This is a genomic window from Nocardioides xinjiangensis (assembly GCF_017916455.1).
Taxonomy (GTDB): domain Bacteria; phylum Actinomycetota; class Actinomycetes; order Propionibacteriales; family Nocardioidaceae; genus Nocardioides; species Nocardioides xinjiangensis.
The window spans coordinates 349,837-366,292 of sequence record NZ_JAFMSY010000002.1 but is presented as its reverse complement, the minus strand read 5'-3'; the positions used below and the strand labels follow the sequence as shown (position 1 = coordinate 366,292).

Annotated in this window: 9 protein-coding genes; 6 read left to right on the top strand and 3 right to left on the bottom strand. The window is 72.9% G+C overall.

Annotated elements, in window-relative coordinates; translation table 11 throughout:
* The first annotated feature begins 173 nt into the window (after positions 1–173).
* From rimO to J3P38_RS18420, 4 genes are all read left to right on the top strand, one after another.
* The gene (gene rimO / locus J3P38_RS17800) at positions 174–1,628 is read left to right on the top strand and encodes a 30S ribosomal protein S12 methylthiotransferase RimO (RefSeq protein WP_246856178.1); all 1,455 of its coding nucleotides are present in this window, start codon (positions 174–176) and stop codon (positions 1,626–1,628) included.
* Entirely contained in the window at positions 1,625–2,260 is a 636-nt protein-coding gene (gene pgsA, locus J3P38_RS12650; protein WP_210503886.1) for a CDP-diacylglycerol--glycerol-3-phosphate 3-phosphatidyltransferase, read from the top strand. The genes rimO and pgsA overlap by 4 nt, the downstream gene beginning before the upstream one ends.
* 108 nt (positions 2,261–2,368) lie before the next feature.
* The gene (locus J3P38_RS12645; RefSeq protein WP_210503885.1) at positions 2,369–5,821 is read left to right on the top strand and encodes an ExeM/NucH family extracellular endonuclease; all 3,453 of its coding nucleotides are present in this window, start codon (positions 2,369–2,371) and stop codon (positions 5,819–5,821) included.
* Between the two features lie 166 nt (positions 5,822–5,987).
* On the top strand, positions 5,988–8,231 hold the full coding sequence (locus tag J3P38_RS18420; protein ID WP_210503884.1) for a bifunctional metallophosphatase/5'-nucleotidase: 2,244 nt from the start codon (positions 5,988–5,990) through the stop codon (positions 8,229–8,231).
* A gap of 145 nt (positions 8,232–8,376) precedes the next feature.
* Here J3P38_RS18420 and J3P38_RS12635 read toward each other — a convergent pair whose 3' ends face one another.
* The gene (locus J3P38_RS12635) at positions 8,377–10,143 is read right to left on the bottom strand and encodes a glycoside hydrolase family 15 protein (protein WP_210503883.1); all 1,767 of its coding nucleotides are present in this window, start codon (positions 10,141–10,143) and stop codon (positions 8,377–8,379) included.
* A gap of 18 nt (positions 10,144–10,161) precedes the next feature.
* On the opposite strand from J3P38_RS12635, the gene J3P38_RS12630 reads away from it, so the two are divergent.
* On the top strand, positions 10,162–10,635 hold the full coding sequence (locus tag J3P38_RS12630; protein ID WP_210503882.1) for a CinA family protein: 474 nt from the start codon (positions 10,162–10,164) through the stop codon (positions 10,633–10,635).
* Between the two features lie 93 nt (positions 10,636–10,728).
* A complete protein-coding gene (locus J3P38_RS12625; protein ID WP_210441227.1) occupies positions 10,729–11,046 on the top strand; it encodes a helix-turn-helix domain-containing protein in 318 nt (105 codons plus the stop codon).
* A gap of 44 nt (positions 11,047–11,090) precedes the next feature.
* On the opposite strand, the gene J3P38_RS12620 is transcribed toward J3P38_RS12625, so the two are convergent.
* Positions 11,091–11,882 carry an Fpg/Nei family DNA glycosylase gene (locus tag J3P38_RS12620; protein ID WP_210503881.1) on the bottom strand — a complete coding sequence of 264 codons (792 nt, stop codon included), beginning with the start codon at positions 11,880–11,882 and terminating at the stop codon, positions 11,091–11,093.
* Positions 11,875–16,428 (bottom strand): ATP-dependent helicase, encoded by a 4,554-nt coding sequence (locus J3P38_RS12615; protein ID WP_210503880.1) that lies wholly within the window; start codon positions 16,426–16,428, stop codon positions 11,875–11,877. Before J3P38_RS12615 ends, J3P38_RS12620 begins: the two co-directional genes overlap by 8 nt.
* Between the last annotated feature and the right edge of the window lie 28 nt (positions 16,429–16,456).

The window sequence follows — 16,456 nt, the reverse complement described above, 5'->3', positions numbered from 1 at the left end:
CGTCTGGCGGGCCGTCAGGAGCTCCATGGACCCGTCGACCGGGGACGCCGCGGCGTGCACGTGAGCCGCCTCACCGCCTCGGCGGTGCGCGTCGCGTCGCCCGGACGCGGCATACTCACGGTGCGATGACCACGACCGACCTCGAGACCCCGCCCGCCGCACCCGCCGAACCGCTGCAGGTGGCGGTCGTGACCCTCGGCTGCGCGCGCAACGAGGTGGACTCCGAGGAGCTCGCCGGACGCCTCGAGGCGGGCGGCTTCGTCCTCGTCGAAGACCCGGAGGACGCCGACACGGTCGTGGTGAACACGTGCGGCTTCGTCGAGGCCGCCAAGAAGGACTCGGTCGACACCCTGCTCGAGGCTGCCGACCTCAAGAGGTCCGCGGGCCACGGTGGCCGGGCGCAGGCCGTGGTGGCCGTCGGGTGCCTCGCCGAGCGGTACGGCAAGGACCTCGCGGAGTCGCTGCCCGAGGCCGACGCGGTGCTCGGCTTCGACGACTACCCCGACATCGCGTCCCGGCTGCGCGCGATCGTGGCGGGGGAGGTCCACCACCCGCACACGCCCTCCGACCGGCGCCGCCTGCTGCCGATCTCGCCGGTCGAGCGCAGCGCCGCCGCGATCTCGGTGCCGGGTCACCAGGCGGTCGCCGTCGACGTGAGCGACATCGGTGCGGGCGCACCGGCCACCGGGCCCCGCGCCGTGCGCCGCCGCCTCGACGCCGGACCGATGGCGCCGCTCAAGCTGGCCAGCGGCTGCGACCGCCGCTGCTCGTTCTGCGCCATCCCGAGCTTCCGCGGCTCCTTCGTGAGCCGCCGTCCCAGCGACGTGCTCCAGGAGGCGCAGTGGCTGGCCACGCAGGGCGTGCGCGAGCTGTTCCTCGTCAGCGAGAACTCCACGTCCTACGGCAAGGACCTCGGCGACCTCCGGCTGCTCGAGACGATGCTGCCCGAGCTCGCCGGCATCGACGGCATCGAGCGCGTCCGCGTCTCCTACCTGCAGCCGGCCGAGACCCGGCCCGGCCTCATCGAGGCGATCGCAGCCACGCCCGGCGTGGTGCCCTACTTCGACCTGTCCTTCCAGCACGCCAGCGCCCCGGTGCTGCGCCGGATGCGCCGCTTCGGCGACCCCGACAGCTTCCTCGACCTGCTCGAGCGGATCCGGTCGCTCGCGCCGCTGGCCGGCGTGCGGTCCAACGTGATCGTCGGCTTCCCCGGCGAGACCGAGGACGACCTCGAGGTGCTGTGCGACTTCCTCGAGGCGGCGCGCATGGACGTGACCGGCGTGTTCGGCTACTCCGACGAGGACGGCACCGAGGCGGCCGGCTTCGCCGAGGACCTCAAGCTCGACGACGACGAGATCCGCGCCCGCACCGAGCACGTCACCGGCCTCGTCGAGGAGCTGAATGCCCAGCGGGCCGAGGAGCGCATCGGCGAGGCGGTCGTCGTCCTCGTCGAGTCCGTCGAGGACGGCGCCGTCGAGGGCCGCGCCGCCCACCAGGGTCCGGAGGTCGACGGGACGACGCTGGTGACCGGCGCCGAGGACGCCCGGGTGGGCGACCTGTTGACCGCCGTGGTCACGGGTACAGACGGGGTGGACCTGATCGCCCGAGCGGACGGAGCGCGCGCATGACCCACGACCAGGCCGGCACCGAGCCGCGCACGGTGTCGAACTTCAACGTGCCCAACCTGCTCACCACCCTCCGCATCGTGATGGTGCCCTTCTTCGGCTGGGCCCTGCTGCACGACGGCGGCAACGACCCGCTCTGGCGCTGGGTGGCGTTCGCGCTCTTCGCCGTCGCGATGATCACCGACAAGATCGACGGCGACCTCGCCCGCAAGCACGGGCTGGTCACCGACTTCGGCAAGATCGCCGACCCCATCGCCGACAAGGCGATCACCGGCATGGCCTTCATCGGCCTGTCGGTCGTGGGCGACATCTGGTGGTGGGTGACGGTCGTGGTGCTGCTGCGCGAGTGGAGCGTCACGCTGCTGCGCTTGTCGGTGCTCAAGCAGATCGTGATCCCGGCGGCCCGGAGCGGCAAGATCAAGACCGTCCTGCAGGCCATCGCGCTGTCGGGCCTGACCTGGCCGCTGCCCCACGGCGACGCTCACGGGGGCGCCTTCGACTTCTGGCCCGGACCGCTCGGCGAGGTCCTCTTCTACGCCAGCCAGCTGCTGCTCGCGGGCGCCGTCGCGATGACGCTGTGGTCGGGATGGGAGTTCGTCCGCGAGGTGCGCCGCCAGCGGTCCACGCAGCACTGACGCGAAGTCGTCACGCAGCGTTCAGGCAATGCCTCCCTGCGAAGGGTCCTGAAGGGCGGTCTCGGGGTTACAGTGACCCGGCTCACCCGCCCTTCGAAAGGTCTTCCTGTGTCAGCTTCACGATTCGGGCGTCGCTTCACGGCTGCGGCGACCGCTGCCGGGGTTCTTGCGGCGCCCCTGGCCATCCTCGGAGCGATCGCTCCTGCAGACGCCGCCAGCAGCGGCTTGATCATCAACGAGGTCTACGGCGGCGGTGGGTCGACCTCGACGTCGGCCTCCTACAAGGTCGACTTCGTCGAGCTCTACAACCCCACGTCGTCGGCGCTGCCGACCAACGGGCTGAGCCTTCAGTACCGGAGCGCTTCCTTCGCGGCCGGCGGAAGCGTCAGCGTCCTCGCGCTTCCCGACGCCTCCGTGCCCGCAAAGAGCACCTTCCTCGTGCAGACCTCGAGCCGCACCAGCTGCACCGGCGGCGCCGTGTGTGGCGGATCCGAGCTGCCGACGCCCGACTTCGAGGCCACCACGACGTTCCTCAACATGTCGGGCAGCAGCGGCCAGGTGATCCTGGCCGACGGCACGACGGCCGTGACGGCGCTCGGGACGAGCATGCACACCGTCACCAACGTGGTGGACTTCGTCGGCTACGGCACCGCCACCTCCTCCGAGACCGACAACACCGGCACCGCGCTGTCGACGACCACGTCGACCTCGCGCACCACGTCGGTCGATGGTGACAACAACCGGACCGACTTCGCCGCACCGGCGACTCCGACCCCGACGAAGTCCGCGGCCGGCACCGCCGGCCCCACCGTCGCGACCGTGTCGGACAAGTCCGTCACCGTCTACGAGCCGATCACGCCCTTCACCGTGACCGCCACGGGCGGCAAGGCCCCGTACACGTGGACGGCCACGGGCCTTCCCGCCGGGCTCTCAATCACGAGCAGCGGCACGGAGGCCGGGCAGGTCAGCGGTACGCCGACCACCCCGGGCGTCTTCGAGGTGACGGTGACCGCCACCGACGCGGACGCCGCGCAGGGCAGCACCACCTTCGACATCACGGTGAACCCGGCCGGCGTCGTCGCCATCGACCAGGTCCAGGGCACGGGCGCCACCTCGCCGCTCCTGGGCACCACGGTGACCACCCGCGGCATCGTCACGTCCGTCTACCCCGCGGGCGGGTTCTTCGGGTTCAACATCCAGACCCCCGGCTCCGGTGCGGCCGGCATCGACCTCACGGCGCACACCGCCTCCGACGGCCTGTTCGTCCGCCAGGCCAGCGGCACCGTCACCGCGACCCCCGGCTCGTACGTCGAGGTGCGCGGGCGGGTGACCGAGTTCGCCGGCGCCACGCAGGTACAGGTGCAGCCCGGCGACATCACCGTCGTGGACCAGGACGTCCCGCCCGTCGTCACGACGACCACCGCGACGTGGCCGCGCTCCGCCGCGGAGAAGGAGTCCCTCGAGGGGATGCGCTACCGCCCCACGGGCGCCTTCACCGTCACCAACACGTTCTCGACCAACAACTTCGGTGAGGTCGGCCTCGCGGCCGGCGACAGGCCGCTGATCCAGCGCACCGAGGTCGAGCTGCCCGGTCCGGCCGCGGCGAGCGCCGTGGAGGCGGACAACGCCGCCCGCTCGATCGTGCTGGACGACGGCGCGTCGACCAACTTCCTTCTCACCGGCAACGCAACCGAGTGCAGCCCGCGGCCTTCCGGCTGCCTGCTGAACGGCCACCTGACGCCGCCCTACGTCTCGACCACCGAGCCCGTGCGCGTCGGCGCCCGGGCGACGTTCGTCGACGACGTGATCTTCACCCAGGGCGGTTCGCCGAGCGCGCCGACCTACCGGTTCCAGCCGCTGGTCACGGTGACGGGCCCCGACAACGCCGAGAGCCCGGCCACCTTCGAGGACACCCGGACCGCTGCTCCCGACGAGGCCCTCATCAACGAGACCGGCACCGCCGACCTCAAGATCGCCTCGTTCAACGTGCTCAACTACTTCACGACCCTGGGTGACGCGGACGACGACAACGTGGGCGACGGCGGCTGCACCCCGTTCCGGGACCGGGCCGGTGACGGCGCCACGGTGAACGGCGGCTGCGAGCAGCGCGGCGCGTGGGACCCCGAGGACTTCGAGCGCCAGCAGTCCAAGATCGTGTCCGCGATCAACAAGCTCGACGCGGACGTCGTGGGCCTCATGGAGATCGAGAACTCCCGGACGCTCGGGGAGACGCCCGACGAGGCCACCAACAGCCTCGTGGCGGCGCTCAACGCCGACGCGGGTGCCGGCACCTGGGCGGCCAACCCGTCCTCGACCGAGCTGCCCGACGGCGGGATGGACGTCATCACCAACGCCATCATCTACAAGCCCGCCAGCGTCGACCGCGTGGGCCAGTCCCGCGCGCTCGGCACCCTGAGCGACGCCGGCGAGGCCTTCGACAACGCCCGCGAGCCCCTCGGCCAGGTCTTCAAGGCCGACGCCGGCGGCGAGCCGTTCCTGTTCGTCGTCAACCACTTCAAGTCCAAGGGCTCGGCCGGGCCGAACCCGGGCGACGCCGACACCGGTGACGGCCAGAGCGCGTCCAACGGCTCGCGCGTGCTGCAGGCGACCGCCCTGCGCGACTGGGTCGCCGGCCTGCAGGCGGAGACCGGGGTGCAGTCCGTCGTCCTCGGCGGCGACTTCAACTCCTACACCATGGAGGACCCGCTGCGGGTCCTCTACGGCGCCGGGTTCACCAACGTCGAGCGCCACTTCGACAACGGCGAGTTCTCGTACTCGTTCTCCGGGCTGTCCGGCTCCCTCGACCACATCCTGGTGAACGGTCCCGCGCTCAAGCGGTCCACCGGCACGGACATCTGGAACATCAACGCCGGTGAGTCGCTGGCGCTGGAGTACAGCCGCTGGAACTACCACGCGACCGACTTCCACGCCGACGGTCCGTACCGGTCCTCCGACCACGACCCGGTGATCCTCGGGCTGCGGCTCACGGCCCCGGTCGCGCAGGTCGCCACCTCTGTGACGGGCACGGCGCGCAGGATCGCGTACGGCTCCAAGGGTTCCGTCTCGGTCGAGGTGGCCCCGGCGACGGCGTCCGGCACCGTCAAGGTGTCGCGGGGCTCGACCGTCCTGGGCACGGCCACCCTCGCGTCGGGTCGGGGCACCGTGACCCTGCCCCCGAAGTCGCTGCCCGTCGGCACCCACTCGCTGACGCTCACCTACTCGGGCGACACCACCCACAAGGCGGCGACCGGCACGGTCCGCGTCAAGGTCAAGAAGGCGGTGTCGAAGGTCCGGGCGAAGCTGAAGCGCACGCCGGTCGTGGCGGGCATGCGAGCCACGGTCAAGGTGGCCGTGTCCGCGAGGGGCGTGACCCCGCGCGGCAAGGTCACCGTGACGATCGGCCAGAAGACCTACCGGGCCGCGCTCCGCGCGGGCAAGGCCGCGGTCAGGGTGAAGGCGTTCACGAAGCCGGGCACCTACAAGGCGACGGTCTCCTACGCCGGGAGCCGAAGGACGGCGGGCGACAAGGCCCGCGTGACCATCACGGTGCGGCGGCGCTGAACGAGCGCCCTCGCATCCCCTGGATCGAACGAGACGGCCCGGCCCTCCGACCGGCTGGCCGGGCCGTCTCCCGCCTCCCCGACGTACCGGGACGAGGCCCCGAACGACCCCTCCGGGTCGGGTTAAGGTGACCCGATTCACCCCGCCATCCAAGAAAGGCCCACTCGTGCCAGCATCACGAACCGGTCGCAAGCTCGCTCTCGCGACCACGCTGACGGGGCTGCTCGCAGCACCCCTCGCGGTCGTGGCGACCGCCGCTCCGGCGACCGCCGCCGCCGTCCCCGTCACGATCCTCAACTTCAACGACTTCCACGGTCGCATCGACAACAACACCACCAGGTGGGCGACGACCATCGAGCAGAACCGGGACGCCAGCACGATGGTGCTCTCGGCCGGTGACAACATCGGAGCCTCGCTCTTCGCGTCGGCGTTCAACGACGACAAGCCGACCATCGACGTCCTCAACGCGCTCGACCTCGACGTGAGCGTGGTGGGCAACCACGAGTTCGACAAGGGCTGGCCCTGGTTCAAGTCGCACGTCGTCGACGGTGGGGGCACGGCCCCCGACGGGACGGCGTACCCGCAGGCGTCCTTCCCCTACCTCGGCGCCAACGTGCTGGACGCTGCCGGCAACCCGGTCCTGCCCGCCTCGACGCAGATCACCCTCGGCGGTGCCAACGTGTGCGTCATCGGCGCCGTGACCCAGGAGACGCCGTCGCTGGTGTCGCCCGGAGGCATCGCCGGACTGCGGTTCACCGACCCGGTCGCCGCCGTCAACCAGGAGGTCGCGCGCCTGCAGTCGGCCGGCGTCGACTGCGACGCCACCGTCGCCAACTACCACGAGGGCGGACCGCAGTCGCAGGCGGCTGCGACCCAGGCGCAGCAGGAGGCGGCGTCCGCGGTGTTCCGCCACCTGACGCAGGACACCGTCGCCGCCGTCGACGTGATCTACAACGGTCACAGCCACCAGCCCTACGCCTACAACGGCTCGCGCCCGGTCGTGCAGACCGAGGCGTACGGCGCCAGCCTCGGCAAGGTGTCGATGACCATCGACACCGACACCAACACCGTGAGCGCGGTGACCGCGACACTGGTCCCGAGGGCCACCGCGGCCGACCTCGCGCGGCCGCGCGTCGCTGCCGTCGACGCGATCGTCAAGGCCGCCCTCGCCGCCGCCAACGTCGTGGGCGACCGCGCCGTGGGCAGGATCTCGGCGGACATCACCCGGGCCGACTCCGACCCGGTGGCACCCGGCGTGCAGGAGGACCGCAAGGCGGAGTCGACCATCGGCAACCTCGTGGCCGACGCGCTTCGTGACGTCAAGATCCCCGCGGTGGCGAAGACGCCCACCATCGGCATCACCAACCCCGGTGGGCTGCGGGCGGACCTGCTCTACAAGGGCGACCTCTCCACCAGCCCCGAGAACACCGACGGCGTGGTGACGTTCGAGGAGGCCAACGCGGTCCTCCCGTTCGTCAACAACGTCAGCTACGTCGACGTGACCGGCGCGACGCTCAAGAAGATCTTCGAGCAGCAGTGGCAGCCCTCGACCGCGAGCAACCCGTTCCTGCACCTCGGCGTGTCCAGGAACGTGCAGACGATCCTCGACGCCTCCCGCCCGGTCGGCGACAGGGTCGTGTCGATCACCGTCGACGGACAGCTGGTCGACCCGGCCAAGACCTACACCGTGTCGACGTTCAGCTTCCTCGCCCAGGGCGGCGACAACTTCGGCGCCTTCAAGGAGGGCAAGGCCATCGACACCGGCGCCGTGGACCGCGACCTCTGGATCGACTCGTTCTTCCGCAACGGCCAGGTCAAGTCGCCCTCGCCCGTGAAGCGCCAGATCTACGCCAGCGGCCTGAAGAACAGCTACGTGGCCGGCGAGAAGGCCAAGATCAGCTTCGAGAAGCTCGACATCACCTCCCTCGGGATCCCGGCCAACACCAAGCTCGAGCTGGTCAAGGTGCGTCGGGACGGGTCGAGCAAGGTCTTCGGCACCACCGCCGTGGTGGGCGGCAAGAGCACCGTGTCGTTCACCGTCCGTGCGGGCAAGGAGCTGCGGATCATCGCCCAGCCGAGCGGCACCACCATCGCCCGGGCCGTGGTCAAGGGCCAGCCGCGGATGAGCGTGCGTGCGTTCCCGAGGGCCGGCAAGGCCAAGGTCGGCAAGACCCAGGTGCGGCTGCGCATCAAGGTCAAGGCTGCCCACGTGGCCGACGTGGACGGATGGGTCAAGGTCCGCGTGGCGGGCAAGACCTACCGCACGAAGGTCGAGGACGGCGTCGCCAAGGTGAAGCTGCGGGCGTTCAAGAAGGCCCGCACCTACAACGCCAAGGTCACCTTCAACGGCACCAACGCGCTCGAGCGGGTGCGCAAGGTCGTCGAGATCAAGGTGCGCCGCCGCAGGTGACCTGAGCTCGGCAGCACCACCCCAGGCACCACCCCGGCCACACAACCTGCTCGGCCAGCAGCACCCGGAGGCCCGGTCATCGTCCGCGATGGCCGGGCCTCCGCCGTGTCGCACGCCAGCGAGCCAGCGGCGGCCCTCCACCTGCTCACCGCAGGGCGAGGGCCGCCTGCACGAGCGTGAGGTGGCTGAAGGCCTGGGGGAAGTTCCCGGCCATCCGCCCGTGCGCGGCGTCGTACTCCTCCGAGAGCAGCCCGACGTCGTTCGCAAGGCCGCACAGCCGGTCCATGAGTGTGGCCGCCTCGTCGCGTCGCCCGGCCGCGGCCAGCGCCGAGACGAGCCAGAAGGAGCACGCCAGGAACGGGTGCTCGTCGCCGGGGAGCCCGTCGACCCCGCTCTGCGTGCGGTAGCGCAGCAGCAGGCCGTCGCGCATGAGGTCCGCGACGACGGCGTCGATCGTGCCCAGCACCCGCGGGTCGTCGCCCGGCAGGAAGCCGACCAGCGGGATGGTCAGCAGCGACGCGTCCACCTCGCGGGTGTCGTAGTGCTGCGTGAAGGTGCCGCGCTCGTCGTCGAAGCCCTTGTCGAGGACCTCCTCGCGCACCCGGTCGCGCAGGTCGCGCCAGCGCTCGAGCGGGCCGTCCAGGCCGTGCTCCTCGATCGCGCGGACCGCGCGGTCGAAGGCCACCCACACCATCACGCGCGAGTGGGTGAAGTGGCGCTGGGGGCCGCGGATCTCCCACAGGCCGTTGTCCGGCTCGTCCCAGTGGTCGCCGAGCTCGTCCACGAGCGCCCGCTGCAGGGCCCACGAGTTGCGGGTCTCCTCGAGTCCCGCGCGCCGGGCCAGCTCGAGCGCCAGCATCACCTCGCCGAGGACGTCGTTCTGGCGCTGCGAGACCGCACCGTTGCCGATGCGCACCGGCGTGCTCCCCGCGTAGCCCGGGAGGTGCGCCAGCTCGTGCTCGGGGAGGTGCCGACCGCCGTCGACGGTGTACATGATCTGCAGGTCGGCCGGGTCACCGGCCACGGCCCGCAGCAGCCACTCGCGCCACCGCTGCGCCTCGTCGACGTATCCCGCACCGAGCAGCGACTCGAGGGTGAGGGCCGCGTCGCGCAGCCAGCAGAACCGGTAGTCCCAGTTGCGGGCACCGCCGAAGTCCTCGGGCAGCGACGTCGTCGGCGCCGCCACGATCCCGCCCGTCTCGGCGTGGGTCATCAGGAGCAGGGTCATCAAGCTGCGCCGCACCATGTCGGCGTAGGGCAGGGTGCTCGGCGCGCGGGAGGTCCAGCCCTGCTGCTCCGCCGCCGTGGCCTCGATCCGCTCGTCGAAGCTCAGCGGCTCGGGCACCTCCCGCCACGACCGCACCCACGTGGTGGAGAACGTCACCTCGTCGCCGGCGGCGAGCTCGAACTCGTCGCTGTGGTGCCCGCGGTGCCCGCGCGGCAGGCGCGGCCCGCGCAGGATGAGCTTGTCTGGTCCAGCGACGGCGACCACGACGTCGTTGCCGTGGACGCGCTCGCGGCTGACCCACGGCCGCACCTTGCCGTAGTCGGTGCGCACCACCCAGTCGTGACGGATCCGCACCGTCCCCCGCGTGCAGGTGAGGCGGCGCACGACGTCGGCCCGGCCGTCGCCGGTCGGCATCAGGTCCAGCAGCACGACCTCGCCGTCCCGGGTGGTGAACGTCGTCTCCAGCAGCGCGGTGCCGTCGACATAGCGGCGGCTGGTGGCCACCACCTCGTCGGCGGGTGCGAGCAGCCAGCGGCCGTGCTCCTCCGTGCCGAGGAGGGCGGCGAAGCACGCCGGCGAGTCGAACCTCGGCAGGCAGAGCCAGTCGATGGATCCGTCGCGGCCGACCAGCGCCGCCGTCCCGCTGTCGCCGATCAGGGCGTAGTCCTCGATGGGGAGTGCCATGCGGCTAGTCTCGCCGACGTGTGGTCGGAGGATCTCGAGGCGCGCGTGCTCGACGCGCTCGCACGCCGCGGCGAGACGCTCGCCACGGCGGAGTCGCTGACCGGCGGGCTCCTGGCGTCCCGGCTGACCGACGTGCCGGGTGCCTCGCGCAGCTTCGTCGGCGGCGTCGTGTCCTACGCGACCCGCGTCAAGGTGTCCGTGCTCGACGTCCCGGAGCAGCTCGTGGCGGAGCACGGCGTGATCTCGCGCGAGTGCGCGGTCGCGATGGCACAGGGCGTGCGCACCCGCCTCGAGGCCACGTGGGGCCTGGCGACGACGGGCGTCGCCGGTCCGGACGAGCAGGAGGGCCGACCGCCGGGCACCGTGTGGATCGCGGTCGCGGGCCCCACCCGCGTCGACGCCGAGCTGCTCGCCCTCGACGGGGACCGCCTCGCCGTCCGGCAGGCCACGTGCGGGTCGGTGCTCGCGGCGCTCCACCACCTCCTCGGGTGAAGTGGAGGTATCCGACCGGGAAGAAGGGGCACTCCGGTAGCGTTGGGGCAGACGACCTCCTCGAACCGCTTCTCGAGAGACAGGACCTCGCGCATGGTGCTCTTCCGGCGACTGCTCGGCGACGTGCTGCGCGGTGCGCGGATGCAGCGCGGGATGACACTGCGCGAGCTCTCCGCGGAGGCCCGGGTCAGCCTGGGCTACATCTCCGAGATCGAGCGGGGCCAGAAGGAGGCGTCGTCGGAGCTGCTGGCGTCGCTGTGCCAGGCGATGGACCTGCCGCTGTCCGACGTCCTGCGTGACGTCGCCGACGCCGTCGCCCTCGAGGAGACGGCGCTGGAGCAGGTGGCCGTGGCCCGCACGCCGCTTGCAGCCGCGCGCCGCGCCGGCGACGTGGTCGCCTCGGCCGCCTGACCGCTGCGGTCGTCCGCTCGAGGCGGACCGCTCGCCGACGCGGGTCAGCGCCCGGGTTGGCAGCTCGGGCACCAGTACGCCGCGCGCTCGCGCCCGGGCTCGCCGAGCATCGTCACCGCGACCGGGGTGCCGCACCGGCGGCACGGGGACCGGTCGCGGCGGTAGACCCACATGCGCTCCCGCTCGCGCAGGCTGCCCGTCGTCGACTGGACCGCGCGCTCCTTGTTGACCTCGAGCATCTGGCGTCCCCGCCTGACGAGGCGCGTCAGGTCGCCGACCTCGGAGACCGGTGTGGCCGGGTGGACGCCCATCGTGAAGCAGAGCTCGGCCATGTACATGTTGCCGATGCCGGCGAGGTTGCGCTGGTCGAGCAGGGCCTGGCCGATGGGCCGCGCGGGCTCCGCCCGCAGGTTGGCCAGCGCCCGCTCCTCGTCCCAGTCCGGTCCGAGGAGGTCCGGGCCGAGGTGGCCGACGAGGTCGTGCTCGGCCTCGCGCGGGACCACCTCGACGATGCCGAGCTGGAAGCCGACGGCCGTCACGCCCTCGACGCCGAGGACCACCCGCACCTGCACCTCGGGCCGGCGCCACCGCCCTCCGGCGGGATAGACGTGCCAGGACCCCTCCATCTTCAGGTGGGTGTGCAGGCTCCACGGCCGCTCGTGGTCGATCCGGGTGAGCAGGTGCTTGCCGCGCGAGACGGTGCCGACGACGGTGCCGCCGGTGAGGTCGTGGGTGGCGAACGCCGGCACCCGGAAGTCGGTGGTCGTCAGCTCCCGGCCGCTGAGGGCACGGTCGAGCCTGACCGCCGCGCGGTACACGGTGTCGCCCTCAGGCACGCAGCCTCAGTCCCTTGGGCGTCGCCACGAACCCGGCCGCCGTCAGCGCCAGCCGGATGGGGGTCTCGCCGCCGCTGCCGATCAGCGCCTGGCCGTCCGCCTTCTCGACGGTGAGCCGCCCGAGGGCGCCGCGGCGGGCCGCGTCGGCCAGCGCCGCCATGGCGGGGGTCAGGACCTCCTGGTCGTCGCTCCACGTGAGCAGGGTGCGGCCGCCGCGCTCGACGTAGACCGTGAGGGCACCGTCGACGAGGACGACGAGGGCGCCGGCCTTGCGTCCGGGCCGGTGCCCGCTGCGCTCGTCGTCGCCGGCGTCGGGCCACGGGAGGGCGGCGCCGAAGACGTTGGCCGGGTCGGTCGCGGCGAGGGCCAGGACGGACGGCTTGGCACCGCCCCGCGCGCTCTCGGGCTCGGCGAACGTGCGGAGCCGGTCGATCGCGCCCGCGCTGCCGAACTGGGCGGCGCCGAGCCCCTCGATGAAGTAGCCGCGGCGGCAGCGCCCGGTGTCCTCGAACGCGCTCAGCACCTTGTAGACCCCGGCGAAGCCGCCGGCCACGCGCTCGCTCACGACGGCGCCGCGGGTGACCACGCCGTGACGCTCGAGGAGGTGCTCGGCCCGCGCGTGGGCGCGTCTCGTCGGGTCGCCGTCGCGCTCGGGCAGCAGTGCCCAGCGCCCCGCGGTCTCGGGCGGCCCCGAGCGCGCGGGCATCCGGCCCCGGGTGGTGCGGCCCATCCGCGGCGGCGTACGACGGCTGCGGTGGGAGGGCGTGCCGCTGCGGACCAGCGCGCGGAGGGGGCTGAGGGTGTCGTTGGTGACGTGGCCGGCCCAGACCAGCTCCCAGAGCGCCGTGGTGAGCTCGGCGTCGCTGGACGACCCGACCCGGTCGGCGAGCTGGCGGAAGAACCAGGCCCCGCCGGGGTCGAGGGCGTCGAGGACGGCTCGCTGGAGGCCGGTCGGCTCCGCCGCCTCGACCTCCGGGAGCGTCAGGTGGGCCTGGTCGGCGAGGTGGAGGCTCACCCAGCCGTCGCTTCCCGGGAGGGGCGCGTGGCCGGCCCAGATCACCTCCCCGGAGGCGGTGAGCTCGTCGAGCATCGAGGGCTCGTAGTCGCGCACGCGGGCGGCGAGGACCAGGGGCTCCAGCGCGCTGGCGGGCACCGGGCAGCCCGCGAGCTGGTCGATCGCCGCGACGACGCCGTCGAGCCCCCGCAGCGAGCCGCCGACCCGCTGCCAGGCGGGCAGGAACCGGGCCACCGCGTCCTGGCCGACGGGCTCGATCTCCTGGCGCAGCCGGGCGAGGGAACGCCGGCGCAGCTTGCGCAGGACCTCGGCGTCGCACCACTCCGTGCCCGAGCCGGACGGCCGGAACTCGCCGTCGAGCACCCGGCCGCGGTGGGCGAGGCGCTGCAGGGTCTGGCGGGCGACGGCCTCGCCGAGCCCGAGCCGCGCCGCGACCTCCGCAGTGGTGAAGGGTCCGTGGCTGCGCGCGTAGCGGGAGACCAGGTCCCCGAGCGGGTCCTCCGGCAGCTCGAGGAAGGCGTCGGGGGTGCCGACCGGGACGGGGACGCCGAGCCCGTCGCGCAGGCGCCCGATGTCCTCGATGGCGGTCCAGCGGTCCTCGCCGGCCATGCGCACCTGCAGGACGCGGCGTACGTCGGACAGGGAGGCCAGCCACGCCTCCACGTCGGCGCCGGCGACCGCGCGGGCGCGGACCTCGTCGGTCGACAGCGGACCCACCAGCCGCAGCAGGTCGGCGACCGCCTCGGCGTCGCGGGCGCGCCGGTCGTCGGCGAGCCACTGCAGCTCGGCCTCGACCTCGGCGAGCACCTCGGGGTCGAGCAGCTCGCGCAGCTCCGCGCGGCCGAGCAGCTCGGCGAGCAGGCCCTGGTCGAGCGACAGCGCGGCGGCGCGGCGCTCGGCGATGGGGGAGTCGCCCTCGTAGACGAACTGGGCGACGTAGCCGAAGAGCAGGCTCCGCGCGAAGGGGCTGGGCTGGGTCGTCGCGACGTCGAGGACGCTCACCTCGCGGCGCTGGACCCGGCCGAGCAGGGCGACGAGGGCCGGGAGGTCGTAGACGTCCTGGAGGCACTCGCGAACCGCCTCGAGCACGATGGGGAAGGCGGGGTACTGCGCCGCGACCTCGAGCAGCTGCGCGCTGCGCTGGCGCTGCTGCCACAACGGGCTGCGCCGGCCGGGGTCGCGGCGAGGGAGCAGCAGGGCGCGGGCCGCGCACTCGCGGAAGCGGCTGGCGAACAGGGCCGAGCCGCCGACCTCCTGGGTGACGAGCTGCTCGATCTCCTCCGGCTCGAAGACGATGACCTCGCCGGTGGGCGGCTCGGCGTCGGTGTCGGGGATCCGGATGACGATGCCGTCGTCGGAGGCGACCGCCTGCCCGTCGACGTCGAAGCGCTCGCGCAGCCGGGCGTTGATCGCCAGGGCCCACGGGGCGTGCACGGGCGTGCCGTAGGGCGAGTGGACGACCAGGCGCCAGTCGCCGAGCTCGTCGCGGAACCGCTCAACGACGATCTGCGTGTCGTTGGGGACGACCTGCGTGGCCTCGCGCTGCTCGCCGAGGTAGGTCACCAGGTTGGTGGCGGCGTTGACGTCGAGGCCCTGCTCGCGGACGCTGTCGATCGCCTTCGCTGCCGGCTTGCCGGCCAGCTCGCGGGTGAAGGCGCCGACGGCGGCGCCGAGCTCGGCCGGGCGGCCGAGGGCGTCGCCCTTCCAGAAGGGGAGCCGGCCGGGGATGCCGGGCGCGGGCGTGACGAGGACCCGGTCGTGCGTGATGTCCTCGATGCGCCAGCTGGTGGCGCCGAGGGCGAAGACGTCGCCGACGCGCGACTCGTAGACCATCTCCTCGTCGAGCTCGCCGACCCGGCTGGCCTTCTCGCCGACGAGGAAGACGCCGAAGAGACCGCGGTCGGGGATCGTGCCGCCGCTGGTCACGGCGAGCCGCTGGGCCCCCGGCCGGCCCGTGAGCCGGCCGGTCACCCGGTCCCACACGATGCGCGGGCGCAGCTCGGCGAACTCCTCGCTGGGATAGCGCCCGCTCAGCAGGTCGAGGGTGGCGTCGAAGGCGGAGCGGGGGAGCTGGGTGTACGACGCGGCGCGGGTGACCAGCGCGAACAGCTCGTCGACGTGCCACTCGTCCATCGCGAGCGCGGCGACGACCTGCTGGGCCAGGACGTCGAGCGGGTTGGCCGGGACGGCCATCTTCTCGATCGCCCCGGACCGCATGCGGTCCACGGCCACGGCGGTCTGGGCGAGGTCGCCGCGGTGCTTGGGGAAGAGCACCCCTCGGCTCGTCTCGCCGACCTGGTGCCCGGCGCGGCCGACCCGCTGCAGGGCACTCGCGACGCTGGGCGGCGACTCGATCTGGACGACGAGGTCGACCGAGCCCATGTCGATGCCGAGCTCGAGGCTGCTCGTGGCCACCACGCACGGCAGCCGACCCCGCTTGAGGTCGTCCTCGATGACCGCCCGCTGCTCCTTGGAGACCGAGCCGTGGTGCGCCTTGGCGATGACCGCCTCGGCGCCCGAGCTCTGTCCGGACTGGGCCATGACCTGGGCGGGCGGAGTGCCGGCACGCTCCCCGACCTGCGCGTCGCCGACGGGCGGCTCGGACGCCGCCCGCTCGGCGCGCTCGGCCGCGATCTCGTTGAGGCGGGCGGTGAGCCGCTCGGCCAGCCGGCGGGAGTTGGCGAACACGATCGTGGAGCGGTGCTGCTCGACGAGGTCGACGACGTGCTCCTCGACGTGCGGCCAGATGCTGCTGGAACGGCCCGGGTCGCCGGAGCCCTCGTCGTACTCCTCGGGCATCGTCATGTCCTCGACGGGCACGACCACCCGCAGGTCCCACTCCTTCGTGCTGGGCGGCGAGACGATCTCGACCGGCTGGGTGCCGCCGAGGAATCGTGCCACCTCCTCCAGGGGGCGGACGGTCGCGCTGAGGCCGATGCGCTGCGCGGGCCGCTCGAGCAGGTGGTCGAGGCGCTCGAGGCTGAGGCCGAGGTGGGCGCCGCGCTTGGTGCCCGCCACGGCGTGCACCTCGTCGACGATGACCGTGTCGACGCCGCGCAGGGTCTCGCGGGCCTGGCTGGTGAGCATCAGGAAGAGCGACTCGGGAGTGGTGATGAGGATGTCGGGCGGCGCCGTGCCGAGCCTGCGACGGTCGGCCGGGCTGGTGTCGCCCGACCGCAGGCCGACCGTGACGTCGGGGACGGAGGTCTCGAGCCGCTCCGCGGTGTTGCGGATGCCGGTCAGCGGCGCGCGGAGGTTGCGCTCGACGTCGACGCCGAGTGCCTTGAGCGGGGAGATGTAGAGGACACGGGTGCGCCGGGACCTGTCGTCGGGTCGCTCGGTGGTGAGCAGCCGGTCGATGGCGTGGAGGAAGGCGCTCAGTGTCTTGCCGCTGCCGGTGGGCGCGACGACGAGCGCGTTCCTGCCGGCCGCGATGGCGTCCCACGCCCCCTCCTGCGCCGGAGTGGGGCTGGCGAAGGACGCCTCGAACCACGCGCGGGTCGGCGCGCTGAAGCGGTCGAGGGCAGTCATGCTCCGCAGTCTGACACCGGGGTCCGAC

Coding starts and splice junctions, on each gene's coding strand:
- J3P38_RS12635 (WP_210503883.1), bottom strand. CDS start 10,143: ATGGCACTCCCCATCGAGGACTACGCCCTGATCGGCGACAGCGGGACG.
- J3P38_RS12625 (WP_210441227.1), top strand. CDS start 10,729: ATGGTGCTCTTCCGGCGACTGCTCGGCGACGTGCTGCGCGGTGCGCGG.
- J3P38_RS12615 (WP_210503880.1), bottom strand. CDS start 16,428: ATGACTGCCCTCGACCGCTTCAGCGCGCCGACCCGCGCGTGGTTCGAG.
- pgsA (WP_210503886.1), top strand. CDS start 1,625: ATGACCCACGACCAGGCCGGCACCGAGCCGCGCACGGTGTCGAACTTC.